16 protein-coding genes are annotated in these 17,896 nt (G+C 54.7%); 3 read left to right on the top strand and 13 right to left on the bottom strand.

What is annotated here, in order from left to right:
* Positions 1-852, top strand: an 852-nt coding sequence (locus HY788_23330; GenBank protein ID MBI4777075.1) for a sigma 54-interacting transcriptional regulator, incomplete at its 5' end; no start/stop codon positions are given.
* A gap of 141 nt (positions 853-993) precedes the next feature.
* Here HY788_23330 and HY788_23335 read toward each other — a convergent pair.
* From HY788_23335 to HY788_23360, 6 genes are all read right to left on the bottom strand, one after another.
* Positions 994-2,595: a response regulator gene (locus HY788_23335; protein ID MBI4777076.1), complete on the bottom strand. Its 1,602-nt coding sequence runs from the start codon at positions 2,593-2,595 to the stop codon at positions 994-996.
* A gap of 50 nt (positions 2,596-2,645) precedes the next feature.
* Positions 2,646-3,392: a CHASE2 domain-containing protein gene (locus tag HY788_23340; GenBank protein ID MBI4777077.1), complete on the bottom strand. Its 747-nt coding sequence runs from the start codon at positions 3,390-3,392 to the stop codon at positions 2,646-2,648.
* A gap of 8 nt (positions 3,393-3,400) precedes the next feature.
* A complete protein-coding gene (locus tag HY788_23345; GenBank protein MBI4777078.1) occupies positions 3,401-5,002 on the bottom strand; it encodes a FecR domain-containing protein in 1,602 nt (533 codons plus the stop codon).
* 1,142 nt (positions 5,003-6,144) lie between these two features.
* Complete coding sequence (locus HY788_23350) at positions 6,145-6,540, bottom strand: hypothetical protein (GenBank protein MBI4777079.1); 396 nt, start codon at positions 6,538-6,540, stop codon at positions 6,145-6,147.
* Positions 6,541-6,911: 371 nt separating this feature from the next.
* Complete coding sequence (locus tag HY788_23355) at positions 6,912-7,850, bottom strand: D-alanine--D-alanine ligase (protein ID MBI4777080.1); 939 nt, start codon at positions 7,848-7,850, stop codon at positions 6,912-6,914.
* Positions 7,837-8,340 carry an HDIG domain-containing protein gene (locus HY788_23360; GenBank protein ID MBI4777081.1) on the bottom strand — a complete coding sequence of 168 codons (504 nt, stop codon included), beginning with the start codon at positions 8,338-8,340 and terminating at the stop codon, positions 7,837-7,839. The genes HY788_23355 and HY788_23360 overlap by 14 nt, the downstream gene beginning before the upstream one ends.
* 463 nt (positions 8,341-8,803) lie before the next feature.
* On the opposite strand from HY788_23360, the gene HY788_23365 reads away from it, so the two are divergent.
* Positions 8,804-9,868 (top strand): hypothetical protein, encoded by a 1,065-nt coding sequence (locus HY788_23365; GenBank protein MBI4777082.1) that lies wholly within the window; start codon positions 8,804-8,806, stop codon positions 9,866-9,868.
* Positions 9,869-9,990: 122 nt separating this feature from the next.
* On the top strand, positions 9,991-11,382 hold the full coding sequence (locus HY788_23370; protein ID MBI4777083.1) for an N-acetylmuramoyl-L-alanine amidase: 1,392 nt from the start codon (positions 9,991-9,993) through the stop codon (positions 11,380-11,382).
* Between the two features lie 153 nt (positions 11,383-11,535).
* On the opposite strand, the gene HY788_23375 is transcribed toward HY788_23370, so the two are convergent.
* The 7 genes from HY788_23375 to HY788_23405 all read right to left on the bottom strand — a co-directional run bounded on the left by HY788_23375 (position 11,536) and on the right by HY788_23405 (position 17,831).
* A complete protein-coding gene (locus HY788_23375) occupies positions 11,536-11,913 on the bottom strand; it encodes a DUF1992 domain-containing protein (protein ID MBI4777084.1) in 378 nt (125 codons plus the stop codon).
* Positions 11,914-11,991: 78 nt separating this feature from the next.
* Entirely contained in the window at positions 11,992-12,291 is a 300-nt protein-coding gene (locus tag HY788_23380) for a hypothetical protein (GenBank protein ID MBI4777085.1), read from the bottom strand.
* A 63-nt stretch (positions 12,292-12,354) separates the two neighbouring features.
* On the bottom strand, positions 12,355-13,329 hold the full coding sequence (locus HY788_23385) for a polyprenyl synthetase family protein (GenBank protein MBI4777086.1): 975 nt from the start codon (positions 13,327-13,329) through the stop codon (positions 12,355-12,357).
* A 208-nt stretch (positions 13,330-13,537) separates the two neighbouring features.
* Positions 13,538-14,869 (bottom strand): 30S ribosomal protein S12 methylthiotransferase RimO, encoded by a 1,332-nt coding sequence (gene rimO / locus HY788_23390; protein MBI4777087.1) that lies wholly within the window; start codon positions 14,867-14,869, stop codon positions 13,538-13,540.
* The gene (locus HY788_23395; protein ID MBI4777088.1) at positions 14,869-15,828 is read right to left on the bottom strand and encodes a hypothetical protein; all 960 of its coding nucleotides are present in this window, start codon (positions 15,826-15,828) and stop codon (positions 14,869-14,871) included. The genes rimO and HY788_23395 overlap by 1 nt, the downstream gene beginning before the upstream one ends.
* Positions 15,829-15,921: 93 nt before the next feature.
* On the bottom strand, positions 15,922-16,554 hold the full coding sequence (locus HY788_23400) for a VWA domain-containing protein (protein ID MBI4777089.1): 633 nt from the start codon (positions 16,552-16,554) through the stop codon (positions 15,922-15,924).
* Positions 16,555-16,742: 188 nt separating this feature from the next.
* Positions 16,743-17,831, bottom strand: a complete 1,089-nt coding sequence (locus tag HY788_23405; protein ID MBI4777090.1) for an ATP-binding protein — start codon at positions 17,829-17,831, stop codon at positions 16,743-16,745.
* Between the last annotated feature and the right edge of the window lie 65 nt (positions 17,832-17,896).

Genomic DNA, 17,896 nt, shown 5'->3' on the forward strand with positions numbered 1-17,896 from the left:
GAGTCGGGCACTGGCAAGGAATTGTTCGCCCAAGCCATCCACCATGCGAGTCCGCGGAAACTCCGCCCCTTCGTCCGCATCAACTGTTCCGCCATACCCAAAGATCTGTTCGAATCTGAATTGTTCGGCTATGAGGAGGGCGCCTTTACGGGCGCCCGTTCCGGGGGCAAGCCGGGCAAATTCGAATTGGCTCAGGGCGGAACGGTCTTTCTTGACGAAGTGGGCGACCTGCCCAAGGAGATGCAGCCCAAACTGCTACGGGTGCTGGAAGAAAAAGAATTTGAACGGGTTGGGGGCACCTCTCTCATTAAAGCCGACTTCCGGATCGTTGCGGCGACCAATCAGAACCTGGAAGAAATGCTGTCAACCCGCGCCCTCAGAAAGGATCTGTTCTACCGGCTGAACGTTATCCATCTGCACATTCCTACCCTTAGAGAACGCCGCGAGGACATCATCCCGCTTGCCCGGCACCTCCTTGACCGGATTTCCGAGGATCTGCAAACCCCGCGCATGAAACTGGCCCCCGAGTCGGAATGGATTCTCAGCGAGCACAACTGGCAGGGCAACGTGAGGGAACTCTCCAATGTCATGGAGCGGATTGTCTGTACCTTCGACGGACACGGCGAGGTGGACGTTTCCGATCTTCCGTTTTCACTCAAGCGAAGCCGATATGCGGCTCTCGGGCCCGGTGATTTGAGATTGGAGGGGATCATGGCCGGCGCGGAACGCGAAGCTCTCATGAACGCTCTCAGACTGGCCAAGAACAACAAGGCGCGGGCCGCCGACCTGCTGGGTATTCATCGCACTCACTTGTACAAGAAGATGAAAAAGCACGGCATCTCCCTCTCCTAGAGTCCGCGGCCCCCGCACTGTAGCCGTTTTGATACAAAGCCGATGTTCTGGATGCTTGTCGCGATGTGTGCGGACCTTACCGCTCTCCAATGTGCTGAAACCGATTCCCGTAAGAGCTGGAAAACGCCTCCCAAGCTCTGTTTAACGGCGTCCGTCCAGCGCCGAGCGAATGGCATTCGAAAACTCGCTCATGGCGTAAGGTTTCATCAAGAAAGCCGTCGCCCCCGCCCTTGCCCTTTTGGACAGACTCACCTGTTCGCTGAAACCGGAACATACGATGATCGGCATGTCGCTCCTGACTTTCGCTATCTCATCACACACCTTGTCTCCGGTCATCCCGGGCATCGTCATATCCGTGATGATAAGGTCAATGGCTTTGGGATCCTGTTTAAACCGGTCCAGAGCCTGCAACGGGTCCGAAAAAGTGACCACTTCATAGCCGAGATGGGTAAGCATGTCCTTCCCGATCTCCAGAAGGCTTTCTTCGTCATCCAAGAACAAAATCCGTTCGGTGCCTTTGGGCAGGGGCAGAACAGCCTGTTCGGCATCCAAGGATTCGTCCACGGCGCTCAGAGGCAGGTAAACGTGAAAGGTCGTTCCTTTCTTGATTTCACTTTCCACCAGGATCGATCCCCCGTGGTTTGTGACAATACTACGTACGGTGGAAAGACCCAAGCCCGTGCCCTTGCCTTTCGCCTTGGTTGTGAAGTAGGGCTCGAATATGCGTTGCATGTTTTCCGGGATGATGCCGATTCCCGTATCGCTCACGCTGAGACGGATGTACATACCCGGCTGGAGTGGAGGATTTCCTGAAACAAGTCCTTCCTGAAGATCCGCCCCCTCGAGGGTGATGCCTAGCACCCCGCCGCCATCCTGCATCGCATGGGCTGCGTTGATGCAGAGATTCATGAGGACCTGTTGAACCTGAGTCGGATTTCCCAATACCGGATCCTTTGCGGAAATGTCGGTCCGAATCCCGATGCTCGACGGCAGAGCGGCCCTGAGAAGTTTCAACGTGTCCTCGATGATTAGATCCATTCGAATCGGCTTTCGTTCCTGGTCGCTTTCTCTTCCGAGTTTGAGTATTTGTTTGACCAGGTCTCTTCCCCTGTGGCTCGCGGAGAGAATTCCGGCGATTTTGGCATGCGCCTTTCCCGACTCGGAAGTTTCAAGTAGCGCCATTTCCGCGAACCCGACGATGGCCGCCAATATGTTGTTGAAGTCATGCGCAATGCCGCCGGCCAGAGCGGCTATGGATTCGATCTGCTGGGCCTTGATCAGCTGGTCTTGAAGAACTTCTCGCTCGTACTCGGATATCTTCTGGTCGGTCGTGTCTCTGACGATATGTACGCTGCCGATGGGACGGCCGTGCCGACCCAATCTTGGGATTGACGTGATTTCAAAATGTTTCGAAAGAGACGACTGTGAAATCTCATCTACCATTTTGTAGCTCATATCCGGAGGTGAACCGTTCGATAGGACCGTACGATTCCTGTGGGCGGATTTGATGACCTCCTTAGACTTCTGAACGAGAGTATCGCGTAAAGGTTCGCTCAGCACTTTTGATGCCGCCCGGTTGTGTTTAATGATACCGCCATTCATATCAAAAACCACGATGGCATCGGAAATGCTGTTAAACGAATCCTCCCAGTCTCTGTTGGCAATATACAGGAGCCTTCCCAAACGATCCAACTTGAACAAGTGCGCCAAGACAAAAGCGATCAGGAAAGCCGGCAAAAACAATGCGGGAGAAATCCATACGTGGTGACGGTACAAAACGGCGAATGGAATCGTCAGTATCGAAAGAAAAAGGAATGCGGCGATAACGGCTTCTCCGTACCCTTTGACATGAACGAATAGGAACAGCAGAAAAAGTTGATATTCATCAAATGATTCTGGAGGATCTTATCATACGTGTTAGTCGAAAAATAGGACGTCTTCTCGTAGGTATTACTGATGCCGCCATTGGCATTCCGGCCGCCTAAAATACGGTACATTGCCGACGAGAACGACGGAACAGAGTGGTTCCTATAAGTTATATTGTGAAAGACAGATCTTACGATACTATCCACGTCCTGTTCCACATGAATATGGCCAACGGTCGCACCAAACAAGGATCGGTCAGGGGCATCCGTAAACAAATCATTCGTTATATATATGGGGAGAACGACTCTGGAATGTTTATCGATCGCAGAATTCAGGCCGGCATCATCAGGGGACGCTTCGGACATGATAATATCAAAACCGACGCAGCCGGCATGTTCAAGCCTGTCCAGCAGGTCTGCATAATACTTTCTTCGGATCGGCCACCTACCCAATGTGTTAAGCGTTTTTTCGTCGATAGCTATGATAACTATATGCCGATCATGCGGGATCGAACCGCGGAGTCTAAAGCCAAGATCGTATAAATATGAATCGACCGACGTTAGCAAACCGGCTTCCCCGGCTATCCATATCGACGCCATACATAACACGACGAATAGGGCGGATCGGATAGAGGAGCCGGCAAGGTATTTTTTGTGGTCGGCCAAAGCGGTCATAGCATCTCTTAGAAAAGAAGGGAAGCAGGCAGAATGATTGCCACGACGAAAGCGGCGAACAGGACGGCCGATAGAAGAGCGGATTCTTCTTTGACTTCGAAGCCGGCGGACGGAGAGAAGTCGCTTTGGAATCCCGGCAAATGGAGCGATGCGCGCACATAATAGGTCCCCGGATCCTCGGGTTTCTCCAGAATGATTTCGGGTACCTCGGTTGTTTTCGATACGATGATTTCCTGGAACCGTGGATCTTTGGAAATCTGAAACTCATACCGGAAGTGGTCTGCAACAGCGGGTGATGTGATTCGCAGCCGGTTCCCCTTCTTGTCCATTGGTTCGATCGCGGGCTCCGGAGGAGGTGGGACTACCCGGAAGGAAGAGACATTGGACCACAAACCCTCATAGTCGTCCTCGGCGATGGAACGAATTCTGACCTGATATACGGAGGGAGCGGCCGGTTGAAATTCGAAAGCCGGTTGCGTTGTCTCCGTTATCACTTTGTCGAACACCTGAAGCAACTCCCCTTTCCGCACCTGGATGCGGTATTTTTTCGCCTGCGGCACGCCGGCCCACGAAAAGTGAACCATGCCGCTCTTGAATACCCGATCTCCTTGTGCCCACGAAAGAACGGGCGGCCGTGGATGGACTCGGATGCGAAATTCGACCGGTACGGAGTCGATCCCCTCGATACCCGCGCGGTCGATGCTCCCGGCCCGCAGAAAATACGCGCCGTCAGCCATGTCGTCCAATCGGAACCTCTCGCGAGGCTCGACCATGGTTTCTCGGAGAATGCCATGGAAATCGGGATCCGCCGCAATCATGATTCGATATCGAAAAGCCCCTTCTATGTTCTCGAACTCGAGTTCCACCGGTAAATGGGTAATCAAGGGTGAAGGGATCGTAACCTCGGGGGGAGGAAGGAGTTCGGAAGGCGCCGAGGGGGCTTCGCCTTTTCGTACAAGACTGCCTTCGCCCTCCTTGACCTGAACTTCGGCTTCATTGGCTTTGAGCGACAGGCTCCCCTGGAGTACTTCGCATCGGGTGTCTTCGCTCGTGTCGACGGAGGCTCGAAATTCCGTGCCCCGGACAGCCGCCACCGCGGAAGGCGTTTCCACCTGAAAGCGTGCGTCGGCGCCCGTGGCTTTCTTGATCCTTGAGAGGACTCTTCCTATTCCCATCCATAATTGGAAGAAGAGTCGGGACTCTCTCTTGGTATTTGCCTGGATGATTCGGAGGTTGGTATTCGACCTTATTACGAAGGCGTACCCGTCCTGAAAACTCACTCTCACCGAACCGTCGTTACCGGTTGTGATACGACTACCCTCACGAATTGAGTCGTTCAAATGGACGGGAATTGAGGTTTGATCCGTATCCTTGCTGATTTTTACATCTCCTTGAACGAAGGTTATTACGCCGTTCAAGGGGATCCCCTTTAACATATCTATAGGCACAATAACTTTATCATTCGGATGTATCAGGTTTGGATTCTTTATGTTGTTCAATTCAGCGATCTTCGGCCAGTCCTCCGGATATTGCAGCCATTTTCTGCATATTTTGATCAAACAGTCCCCGGTCTCGACGTTCAACTCTACGAATTGATCCGCATGAGACATCGAAATATTCAGCGAAATAAAAATCAGAGATAGGATCAGAATAGAATGAAAGCGAATGTTCATGATAGCACACAGAAGCCAAGCAGGATCGAATGGTGTATGTTTGTTTGATAGAAAAAGACCGATACAAAGGCTTCATCAAACGCTGAAAAACAGCGAACACACACTCTATGCCCCGTATATAGACCCGTTTCCGAGGCTCCACGGCATGGAAAAGCACATGATCTTCGCCACCAAACCAATGGCGTTGTTGCGGACCATGAAAGCGGCGGCCGGCTCCGTCGGCAGGAACCTTAATCCGCGATTGGACAGGACATCTTTCAAGAGGGCCGGCACGGTCTCTGCCCCGTGGCAAACCTACATGGCCCGCCTAACGATACCGGGTATCTCCGCTTCCTCCCGACGCTCGAGCCCGGACGAGGTCACGCGTTCCTGGAAGCGACTAGCGCGCCGGTCTTCATGTCGCCGGATTTAAGCATGTGACTACTTTACACCTTTGGTGCATGGCCGGTAAAGAATTAAATTCAAGAATAGGGGGCGCTAATCCTTACCTGCCACAGCACCGGATCAGCAGCCGCCGGATCGTAACTCGACTTCGAAAGAGCACCCTCATTACGAATGAACCATGGTTGATAGAAGCAACAAACATGCCATGTATAATAACCCCTTTATTACATTGATAGTTTCCAGATCGGTCCATTCACAGAGGAAGTAAACTGCTCAAAAATTGAGCAATTACGTCATCGCTATTGTAATGAATTTGAGCAACCGACGAGGTTAGGAATAACGAGCGCCAAGTGAACCGGTTTTCCCTTCCGGCAATAAGACGCCAAGCCTCGGCTCGTTCCTCTCAGTCGCTCGAATGGACGGATTGTGTCCCTAATTGCGCGGAAGCCATAGATCCTGTTGTTCGGAACGGCGGACTGGTGATCGATACCGGAGATCAACTATTTTCTGAATTAAGGCCAATCGACTGAACCGGCAAGGATGGGCGTGATCCTGAACGACTCCGTTTCCAGGAGGCCAAATAAGAGACGCCTGGCAGGCAGCGCGCCACACCGGTTCAGGTTTTTTCGCAGATGAAGGGGGGACGGCTCCTAGGGCAAAAGCAGTCCCCCGAAACATATGTTGGATTGAACCAACTACTTCCCCAGCACGCCCTTAATGATTGAAGTCAGGCTGCTGGTGGTGTCGTTTTCCGCGCCTTTGGTTTTCAGGTATTCTTCACCTAGTTGAGCCAGGCTGCTCGAGGCCTTTTCTTCTACCGGCGTCTTCGCTTCCTTGGTCAGGCCGGTTACCTTGTCCTTCCATTTGGCGAACTCGCAGCAATTATCAAATCCCACATCGTGGAATTTGGCGCTGTCTTTAAATCCCATCAGCTCTTCATACAGGCCCTTCAGTTTGTCGCTGTATTCGCCCATCTTGGTCACGGATTCGAGGGATTTCCCGATGTCGAGAGAATAAGCGGGCGATCCGGCGAACATGCCCGTGAAGACGACACAAACCAAAACTAAGGCTGCTTTGTGAATTCCTTGCATAACGGCGCTCCTCTTCAAAAGGTGAATGATGCAGGCAACGCATGGGACAAACCTATGCATCCCGATTTCGGGAACCCACAACGTTACCTCCCTGCCTAGGAACCCCCTCCGATGGATGCTACATAGGAACAACTATACCCATTTTGAACTGTCAACTCCATCCGGGTCAAGCTCGTATATGAGCTTGCATGATCACGCTGCCTGTCGACGGAGCGATTTGAGGTAGGATGCTTTGGGGCCGGGGTCTCGAAGGGAAGCATTCGGGAGAAGCGTCAGGCGAGTCACCCGATACCTCGAAGGGATATAAGGGATATAAAGGTCTTGGGGGGCGGATGCGCAAGCGCGTTCCTTCCCGGGGCGGGTTATCTTGCCTACTCCAGTTCGCCCCCCAGCGCCAGATCCACCAATATTTCCAAGAGCTTGGAAAAGCTGATGCCCTCGGCCTGAGCGGCCTGCGGAAAAAGGCTGGTATCCGTCATTCCCGGAATGGTGTTGACTTCGAGCACTTTTACGGCGTCGCCGCAAACGAACATGTCCACCCGGCTGTAGCCTCGGCATCCCAGCGCTTCATGGGCTTTCAGAGCGGCGGCCTGAGCGCGCCGGGTAATGGGTTCGCTCACGCGGGCGGGACAGATTTCTTCCGTTGCGCCGGGCGTATATTTGGCTGTCAGATCAAAAAACTCGTGGCTTTGGCCGGGTCTGATCTCTACGAGCGGCAATGCGCGAATCCGGCTGTTGCCGAGTACCGCCCCGGTGATCTCCACGCCGTTCAGGTACTCTTCGAGCAGCACGTGAGAATCGTATGAAAAGGCTTGCTCCAGGGCCTTCGACAGAATGGAAGGGTCGCGGACCAGGCTCATGCCGATGCTGGACCCTTCACGAAGCGGCTTGACCATGATGGGGTACCCCAGGCGCTTGCCAACGAGGTCGGGATCCACCTTGTCGGATCGGGTCACCACTATGTCGGCGGCCACATCCAATCCCGCTTGCCGGAACAGCAGTTTGGAAAGCTGTTTGTTCATGGCCAGGGCGCTGGCCAAAACGCCGGAGCCCTGATAAGGAAGGCCCACCTGCTCGAGGAAACCCTGAAGGACTCCGTCTTCGCCGCCGCGGCCGTGCAAACAGATGAACGCCGCGTCCAGTTTCGGAGCTCTGGTCATAAGAACGGCGAGGTCCGTTTTCAGATCGAAGTGCTCGAGTTCGAACCGGTCGGGATCGAAATGCTTCCTGACCACCTTCCATCCCGAGATGGACACGTCGCGCTCACTCGAGGTGCCGCCATACAAGAGACCGAGCCTAAGGCGTTTCATAAAGTCTCTCTTTCAGATCCTCCGGGTTCAGATCCAGCCCTGTAAATACCCTTCGTTCCACTTCCCTGGACACCGTGTGGTTGCTGCTTAAAAGACGAATGTGCGCGGGAGTGTGCGCATACCGCTCCAGAAGGTCCCTGTATCGCTCTTCGAGGCTCACCAAAAGGCTGTGTTTTACGCGCTTGTCCGAGTAGTAGACCAGCTCCGCCTCGGTGACGAAAGCGGTTTTCAGGGGTTCGTCCGCCAGGTGGACATGCAGGCCCACGATATAAGCCACCTCCGGATACCCCATTTCTCTCAGAAGCTGCTCGCCGGTGGCGTCATGGCGCTCCCGGGTCTGAATGGACCGGGTTTTGGTGATGTCGTGCAGCAGCGCTCCAGCCTGTACCAGTTTCAGGTTCAGCACGCTGCCGTTTTCGTTCAGCGCCCGGCCCAGAAAGAGGGCGACTCGAGCCACCAGTTCGCTGTGTTCGAAGATGTTCGGAAGCATATGATGGCTCCGCATGATGCGGAAACACGCGTTCCGGTCCGGGATGACGGTTCTTGTGGGCACATTCGCCGTGTATTCCGGCGCATTGTTCCTATTCATTGGAATGATGCACTCACTTTCAGAAAAGTTGTGTTCACCGGCGGCCTCGGAGCTACCCTTTACCGTACCCTGCGTGGATAACTGGTTATTACGATGGAAGCTCGTGGAGGGTGAAATCGGGGACACAGTTATGTCGAATCATAGGTCCGATCGATTCGGCTGTCAAGCCGGGGCAAGGATAGCATAACTGATAAAAAATATTTGACTTTTACGTATAGTTTTGATACAAAATTAACTATAGTAACCGGTTACGCTCTGGCGCCCCCAAGAGAAGCCGGCGTTTTCCGGACTACGCTTCCTTCCTCCAGGCAGAGTTGCCGCGATCGCCCTCCGCTGCAACTCTGTCGAGGAGAAGGGGAGGTTTGTGCGCAGAACAAACGCGGGTGCGATCATGAAACGACTCAAAGGTGTCTTTCCATTGGCCATCGGCAGCTTTCCCCATGTGGCTGCGGAGGCGGCGCTGGACCTCATCTTCGAGGCGTTTCCCGATATACCGATCTGGCCCCAGCTTCCCAAGTCCCGATTCCTGGAGAACATGTACGTTCAATACAGTCACCCTGTCCCAGGGGTGCGTCTGGACGAGGAAAAGCAACGAATTTTCGTCGACACCGAAACTCGGATCGAACGGGAACTGGAACGATTCTATACGCATGTCCTGGAAGAAGACCTGGACTATTTCAAGCTCCCGGAAACGTACGCTGCAGGGTTTTATGCGTTACTGGAACGCTTAAAACGTGCGGAGAACGCGCCGCTCCGGGCGCTCAAAGGACATGTCACCGGCCCTTTCAGTTTCGGTCTTACCGTCCCGGATCAAAACGGCAGGGCGATCTTTTATCATTCCGAAATTTATGAAGCGGTCGTAACCGCGCTGAGTTTGAACGCCCGCTGGCAGGTTCAGCAGCTCAAGCGCTATGCCTCCGAGGTCATCGTGTTCATTGACGAACCCTATCTCGTGTCTTTCGGGTCCGCTTTTGTGGCTGCGAACAGGGAAAACGTCATCAGCAGCCTCAATCAAGTTGTGGAGTCGATTCATCAGGAAGGCGCCGTGGCCGGCATTCATTGTTGCGGTAATACGGACTGGTCGCTGGTGCTGCATTCGGATTTGGACGTGTTGAGTTTCGATGCATTTCGCTTCTTCCCCAATCTATTGCTGTACCTCAACGACTTGACACATTTCTTCCGAAGAGGAGGCAGCATCGCCTGGGGCATCGTTCCTTCTTCGGACGAGGTCTTCGAACAGTCCGCCCGAGCCTTGACCGAGCTCCTTTCCTCGTACCTGGCGGAACTCGAGTCCAAAGGAATGGAAGGCGAGTGGCTGACGGGATGCGCGTTCGTCACCCCCGCTTGCGGGGTGGGTTCCGAGACCGAAGCCGTTGCCGAGGAAGCCGTGCGAAAAACACAGATCGTGGCCCGCGAGATCCTGAGCTGACAACAAGAATTCACCCGGCGCCTCGAAGCCTTTCCCTGCCGGGACAACCATCACACCGGAGCCTGTCCTGAAGGTAAAACTGCGATCAGGGAAAAGGCTCACATAGATCCGGAGTCATCCACGTGCGATCCTTGCTTCATACGATGAGCATTCGAAATCTCTTCCGGCCCTGCTTCGTGACCTTGCTCGCGATCGTCCTCATCGGGCTTCCCGATCTTTCCGAGGGAACCCGGCCGCAACGTCCCAAGAGTCGGCACCAGTTTACACCCAAAGTTATCGACATCGAGCACAAGCTGAGTGACTGCTTCAAACTGCGTCCACGGGCGGAAACCCGCTTCGTTATCGTGCACACTTCCGAAGCCGGTCTGGAAAGCACCTTACGAACCCTCAGCCAAGGCAAAGTCCGTGGTTGCCGCTTGACCACCTGCGGAGGGCACGCCAATTACGCCATCGCGAGAAACGGCGATGTCTATCGGATACTGGGGCACCGTTTTCGAGCCGATCACGCAGGCATTTCCATGTGGAACGGTTACAGGGACGTCAGCTCGTACTCGGTGGGCATCGAACTCATAGCCTATCACTACAGCACCATTACCGACTCCCAATACCGATCCCTCGAATGGCTGCTTCAGATGCTCCGGAAAGCTTACGGGATTGACGAAAGGGATGTGCTCACCCATGCGCAGGTGGCTTACGGTCGGCCCAACCGCTGGCATCCAACGAAACATCGCGGCCGAAAACGTTGCGCCAAGAATTTCGATCGTCAGAAGGCCGGGTTGAAAACCGCCTGGACCTTTGATCCCGATGTTCGGGCCGGGCGGCTGACAAAGGATGACCACCTGGCGGAAATTTTCTACGGTTCGGCAAGCCTCTTGGCAAGTAATGATGCCGTTCCGTACTTGGCAAGCGATAAACCCGTTCCGTCCTTGGGAAGCAATGAAGCCCTTCAGTCCTCGGCGAGCAATGAAGCCCTTCAATCCAATGTGATCTCTCTCAGGAATACTGCCTGGAACGTGGCAGGAGAAGACTACGATTCCTGCAACACCGTATACGTCCTGCCCGGAGGAACCACGCTGCCGGGTGATCAGGTCGAGAAGAAGCTGGGATGGAGTCGTCTGCCTGCGGGGACCCGTGTGCTTCTCAATGTGGACACCGATCAGAAGGTGGAAGAAGGGCCCATCAAGACCCTGGAACACGGGAAAACGGCCTGGAGTCTGGCCGGACCCAACTATCGGAACAAAAACACTTTCTATTTTCTTCCAGACGGCAAGGTTCTGCCCGGCCACAGGGTTTCCGACTGGGATTCGCTTCCCGAACACACTCGCATGATCATGGGATATCGGGGGCCTTACACGCTTCGTCAAGGCAGACACCCCAAGAATGTGGTAGGTTCCGTCTATCGAAATGAAAACACCCTTTACTTCTACCCGGACAACAAGCTCCTGAGCGCCGTAGAGATCGACAACTGGTCGGGTGTACCGGCGGGAACCCGCCTCTTCGTCAAGCTGAACTAGCCTCCGGCATTCAGGAAGGGATAGGAGGACAACAAGGAGCGTTACGAACCAAAACCGCACGACGCCCGATTTCGACAGCCGGATGCCCTTGACGTAGTCGCGTCACTCTCGCATGGGACGTTCCCGATAATAGCGTCGGGACCCAAGCGCGGGTTATTCCGCTTTTTTCTGCAGTTTGTCTGCCAGTTTCTCGCAGTAATGCTGGGGGATTTCGAAGTCCGCACGTCTGTTCTTGAGCATGTTGATTTTCATGATCCGAAAATTCAGTCTTTTTACCAGCCGGTATTTCTCCTGCTCGTCCTTGACGTGTTCGAGCAAGTCCTCGGCCTGTCGAATCTCTTTCAGTTCCGACACTTCCGGAGGGACGCAATTGGCGTTCTTCAATATTTTGTAGGCCATCCTTAGATCTTCCGGGATCCGGCTTTCGTCCTCGTATGCGATCGGAGATCCCGCACCGGGAAGCCCGTCCAATTCGCCCCGTTCGATCGCCTCCAATATTCGTTGCTCGGCGATTTTTTGAAAATCAAACATCTAAACCATCATCCTTTGTCTTCAGATACGTCCACCTCTCGGGTGGCGGGAACCGGATGGAACAGCCGCGGTCCCAAACTAGTGCTCAAAACGCAGCTTCTCGACAATATGGCCTTCTCCGTCCAGTTTGTATAACGAGAAACCGTTTTCCTTTGCATAGTCGGTCAATTCTTCGAAAAGCATGGCCTGTAAAGCGTAATCCGGGCCTTGTTCTTTCTTGAACGCATGTTTACAGGCCAAGCCGTCTTCTTTGACTTCGAAGAAGGGAATGAATTGTTCCCCGTTTTGTTCATCTAGCCGGCCGACCATCTTGTCGCCCTCGAAGTACTGCTGGATAAAGACCCACACCCAGTTCGATTCGTTTCCTTGTTTGGCCATAAGCCTCGTCCTCTCTTCTTCCGGAACTCGCCGAGCGGAACTGAAGGAATCCCGACGCTTCGACTAGAAACGGCGTTCCACAACAAAGTCCGCCAAATCAATCAGCAGTTGGCGTCCTGGAATATCGGGAAAGGCGAGCAGATTGGTTCGGGCTCGGTCTTTGTACTCTTTGGCTCGCTCCAGACTATACTCGACCCCGTTATAGCTCCTCACCAATGTTTGTATAGAAGAAAAATGTTCAGGTTTAAAGGTATCCTTGTCACACCATTCGATGAGTTTTCGGCGCTCTTCCGGGGTACAGATTTCTAGAGTGCGGAGCAGGGGGAGCGTTATCTTCCCCTCTTCTACGTCCTTTCCCACAGGCTTTCCGAATTCTTTTTGGCTGACGCTGTAATCCAATGCATCGTCGACCAGCTGAAAGGCGATGCCCAAATCCATGCCGAAATCACCCAGGAGTTTCTCCTGTTCCTCCGTTATGTTGCCCAGCATGCCTCCGATGCGGCATGCGGCGGACATGAGCACTGCGGTCTTGGATATGATTACCTCCAGATAATCTTCCATGCGCATGTTGAAATCAAAGGAGTGGATCAGTTCCAAGACCATGCCTTCGGCCATACGGTTGGTCGTATTGGACAGGACCTCCAAAACACGAAGGTTACCCATCTCGACCGCCATGTTGAACGATTTCGAATACAGAAAATCCCCCACCAATACGGCGGCGGAATTACCCCAGAGCACATTGGCCGTTTCGGTTCCCCGTCGGACTTCGGCGCGGTCAATGACGTCGTCATGTAAGAGTGTCGCCGCGTGAAGATATTCAAACACCGTCGAGAAGTAGTATTCGGATGTGCCTCCGTAATCCGCCAATCGTGCGCAAAGAACAAACAGCATCGGCCGAATCCGTTTCCCCCCTCCCAACAGGATATGTTCTCCTATTTTGGATATCAGACCCACGTGGGATTCCAAGTTCGCCTGGAGGTAATGATTGATCTGTTCCGCATCTTTTTCGACGGCGATCAGAAAGCTCTGTTGTGTCATGTACCTGTTCCCATCGTAGTGAAATAACCCCTTGTGATTCCCTGGAGCGCCGTCGAGGTGTTTACTCGGATGTCCATATCATGCACGCGACCGTTCGGCACAACATAGGCGCGTGTGGCGGCAGCCACGGGAATCTTCTTATGGTTTATTATGTTAAAAAAACGTAAAATGCAAACCGCGATTTCCGGAATCGCGGCGCCAACCCTCTTCAGAGACGGTCGATCATGCGTCCAAACAAGTCATGTTCGGACGCTTTTGTTATCCGGACCCGGACCCACTCTCCGGGGCCCGCTTTCCCTTGAAAAAACACGGCGCCGTCGATCTCGGGCGCGTGCCACCAGGCCCGGCCCTCGAGCAAGCCGGGATATTCGTCCGAGCGGCCTTCCACCAGGATCGTTACATCGGATCCGATCCTGGCTGAATTCTTTGCTCGTGAAATGTCCGCCTGGAGTTGCATAAGGCCCTCCAAACGCCTTTCCCGTTCGCCGCGGGGTACCTGATCCGGCAGCCGGGCTGCAGGAACCCCCTCCTCCGGATAAAATGTGAATCCTCCAACGTGTTCCGGACGCACCCGATCTATGAACTGCACCAACTCGTCGTAGTCCCGGGTCGTCTCGCCCGGAAATCCCACCATAACCGTCAATCGAATGACAGCGTCCGGGACTCGGTCGCGAATGCGATCGATCAAACGATAAGGATCCCAGGACGGCCGCCACCGCCCCATTCGTTTCAATACAGGCTCGGACACATGCTGCAAAGGGAGGTCGAAGTAGGGCAACAGGCGCTCGTTTGCAGCGACGACGTCGAGAAGCTCGTCCGCTACCCGTTCCGGGTAGAGATACAGCGCGCGTATCCATCTGAAATCGCCAACCCTGGCCAGCCGTTCCATCAAACCGGGAAGGCGCACCTCACTCTCCAGATCCTCGCCGTAACGGGTCGTGTCCTGCGCGACTACGTTCAGCTCGACAACTCCTTCCGCTGAAAGGCTCCCGGCTTCACGAAGCAGATCTTCGACGAGCACGCTCCGGTAAGGACCCCTGAGGCTGGGAATCAGACAAAACGTGCAGGCGTTGTCACACCCTTCCGCGATCTTCAGATACGACGTGAAAGGGGGCGTGGACCTGAAACGGCCGGTCGTGACACCCGCTGACTCCTCGCGCTCCATGACCGCCAATCCCGATTCCAGCAGCTTCTTGCCGATGGTTTGAAACTCGTCGGTTCCGACAAACAGATCCACTTCGGGAAGGCTTTCTTTCAAGGCTCCGCCAAATCGGCTGAACAGGCAGCCGGCCACCACCAGGGCCTTGCATTGTCCTGTCTTCTTGTATTCCGCCAGCTCGAGAATGGTCTCCGCGGACTCCCGCACGGCAGGTTCGATGAAACTGCACGTATTGACCAGAATAAGCTCCGCCTGCTCCGGAGAAGGGACCCATCGAAATCCGGACTCTTGCAGGATAGCTGCCATGCGTTCGGTGTCCACAAGGTTTTTTGGACATCCCAACGTTGCATAATAGACTGTTCGCTCGAAACGGTTTGACATTAGGACCCGAACGACACGATGGTATGCGTGTCGATTTGATAAAACGAAAAAACCCAGAAAAGCACGTTCCCAAGGGCCGCCACGCCTGTTGAAAGAACCCGACGAACGTTCGAACATTCCGGTTCTCCGGAAGGCTTTGAAGCCCAGGTGTAAAACAGTTTTATGGCGGAGACCATGACGAAGCACTCCAGCGCAAACGGAGGAAAGCCAAGAAAGCCCAATATGGGCATTTCAAATACCTTCCAGTGTCCCACAAAAGGCACTGTGTACTTCCACTTGGCCCCGGCCCAGAAGTTCCAGAATTCCCAAAGCAGCCCGCATACGGCCCCGGCGCACAGCAGATTCAGAATCGGCCGGATACCCGCCTGTTGCCACCTCCGAATCAGTGAATCACCCTCCAGAGCATGCACTAGGGGTTCCAGAATAAGGGTCGGACCGGCCCACACCAGGGGGAAACAATAACGTGGCCATACAACCGCAAGGACGGTACTGAGGAGTCCCAGCGCGAAGCAGGGTTTCCTCCAACCCGATCCCTGGGTCAACTTCCGGGGACGGATCGTTCGGAACAATCCTAGTGCATTCAGCAGATCAAAGGTTTCCAGAATGCCCGGAAGCACGGTCGAGTAAGCCAGTACGTAGCCGGGCCACCGGAGCCAGACCTCGGGGGGTACGTTTACGTATTGCCAGTTCTTGAGCGCCAGGTTAAACAGTTCGAAGATCAGCCAGCAGGTGACGGACCATGGAACCAACATCCAGAATTCACGCGGTCGATTCCGAATGAGCGATCGCCCCTCCAGGCACTGCACCACGCTGTCGGCGATCAGAATATACGACCACCATGCAAAAGAATAGAACCAGGAGAAAAAAGGCTCCACCCTGAAATACGTCAGCACCTGGGCGCCGGCGAGGATGGCCACGCCCAGCAGGCCGGTTGCATACGAGCCCTTCCTGCATTTCATGGGTGATCCCTATTTTCCCGGATACGAGCGTAAACGCATTCCGGCCGGCAGGCCCCATCGGCTCCCGCTCTCATGGCGACTGATCCGCGGCCGTCAATCTTTCATCAGAGACGCCATTGTCCGGTATACCCCTCCGGCGGCCCGCGCCACCTGAGGCCCGTAACCAAAAGCCAGTGGGTCATCCTCCGTATCGATGAACACGAGGGCCGTTCGGTTCTGAGCCACGCGCTCCGCCACCATCAGCGCCTCTTCGAGGGGATCTCCTCCATGCAGACTCAAGTTGGGCTTGCCATCGGAAACCAGCACCATGACGGTGTCCGTTTCCGGATTGCGATACCGCTCCTGTAGCAAGGCCCGAAGCCCCAAAGCGATGCCCTCGGCCAACGGCGTCTTACCGCCTAAAGCAAGCTGCTCCACCACATGCTCGGCGCGCCGCATGTTCGGAGTCAAAGGCAACGCCAGGCGGGACCGATCATGATGGAAAGCCACCAACCCCACCCGGTCACGGCGTAGATAGCTTTCTTTCAGGTAGGCATGGAGTAGCGCCTTCGCATGCGACATGCGTCCCTTTCCCCGCATGGAAGAACTCGCATCCACTACGAACAGAATCGTGTATCCGGCGCGCCGCTCCCGAACTTTCTGTTTCAGATCGGATGGAATGATTCGGATCCTGTCGTTCGGGCCTCGTGAAGCCGCTCTGACGGCGGCTGCTTTGAGCGTGGCCAAAAGAGCTATCTCCGAAAAGCTGCGACCCTCGAAAGGCGCATCGGTCACCGATGCGCCCTCACCTTTCCGGAAAAGCGATCTTTTTCTGCGGCCCGGCGAGGACGAGCGGATCAGGTCCTCGAGGGGAATGGAGGGCCGTCGATTCTCCGGATGCGAAGCCACCGGTGGGACTACAGTATCGACATTTTCTAAACGAGCGTAAGCTTTTTTTTTTCGTGCCCGGACGCCGTCTCCGGTGAAGCTTTCTCTTCCTCGAATGCTTCAGCCAGTGTCTCCAGCTTCTGTACGTTCAGTTCCGCATGACGCAAGCCATGCTTCTTGAAGCGATGGGGTAAGGCCAGTTCCGCAGCCTGCACGAGCTCTTTTGAAGTCACCTCCGGAGTCCCGTTCAGAGCACTCAGAGCCATAGCCGCCTTGACCATGGTGATATCGCTCCTGTGGCCCTCGGTTTCAAAGCTCAACGAGAAGCGCGCCGCCAGTTCCCAAATTTCATCGGGCACGGTAACGTGCTTCAACCGCTCGGTGGCCTGAGCGAGGTCGAGAGACAGTTTCCGCTCCTCGGCGGCCCACTGTTCCGCAAACTTCGCCGGCTCGGATTCGAACCTCAGACGCCGTCGTGCAATTGCCGAGCGTTCAGCTGCGTCCTTGCTTCCCGAAACCTCGACACAGAGGCCGAAGCGGTCCAGAAGCTGAGGTCTGAGGTCTCCCTCCTCGGGATTCATGGTGCCGATGAGCACGAATCGGCTGGGATGGCTGAATGACAGCCCCTCTCGTTCGACGAAGTTCACCCCCATGGCCGCTGCATCCAACAGGAGATCCACCAAGTGGTCGTTTAACAGATTAACCTCGTCCACGTAGAATAGGGCGCGATTGGCCTCGGCCAGCAAGCCCGGTTCAAATCGGCGTTCTCCCCTGCTGAGGGCTCTTTCCAAATCCAGGGAACCCAACAGACGGTCTTCCGTAGCCCCGATGGGCAGGTTCACCAGGGGGCTCGGACGCTCAATCCAGTCCAGCACTTCCCCTGCCTCGAACCTCTCGAGACACCGGTCGCACATCCTTTGCGGGTTCTCAGGGTCGCAGTGAAAGGGGCAGTCCGAGACAACCCGAATGAACGGCATGACATTCACCAGACCCCGGACAGCGGTGGACTTGGCCGTGCCCCGATGGCCCCGGATGAGCACCCCCCCGATTTCGGGGTAGATGACGTTCAGAAGTAGGGCCAGTTTCATTTTCTGCTGGCCTACGATGGCGGCAAACGGATATACAGGATGAGTCATTTGGGTCATCGAAAGTAACTATCTTAAATTGTTGGAAAGTAAGGATCTGTTATCTTACCCGATTT

Source organism: Deltaproteobacteria bacterium (assembly GCA_016208165.1).
GTDB lineage: Bacteria > Desulfobacterota > Desulfarculia > JACQYL01 > JACQYL01 > JACQYL01.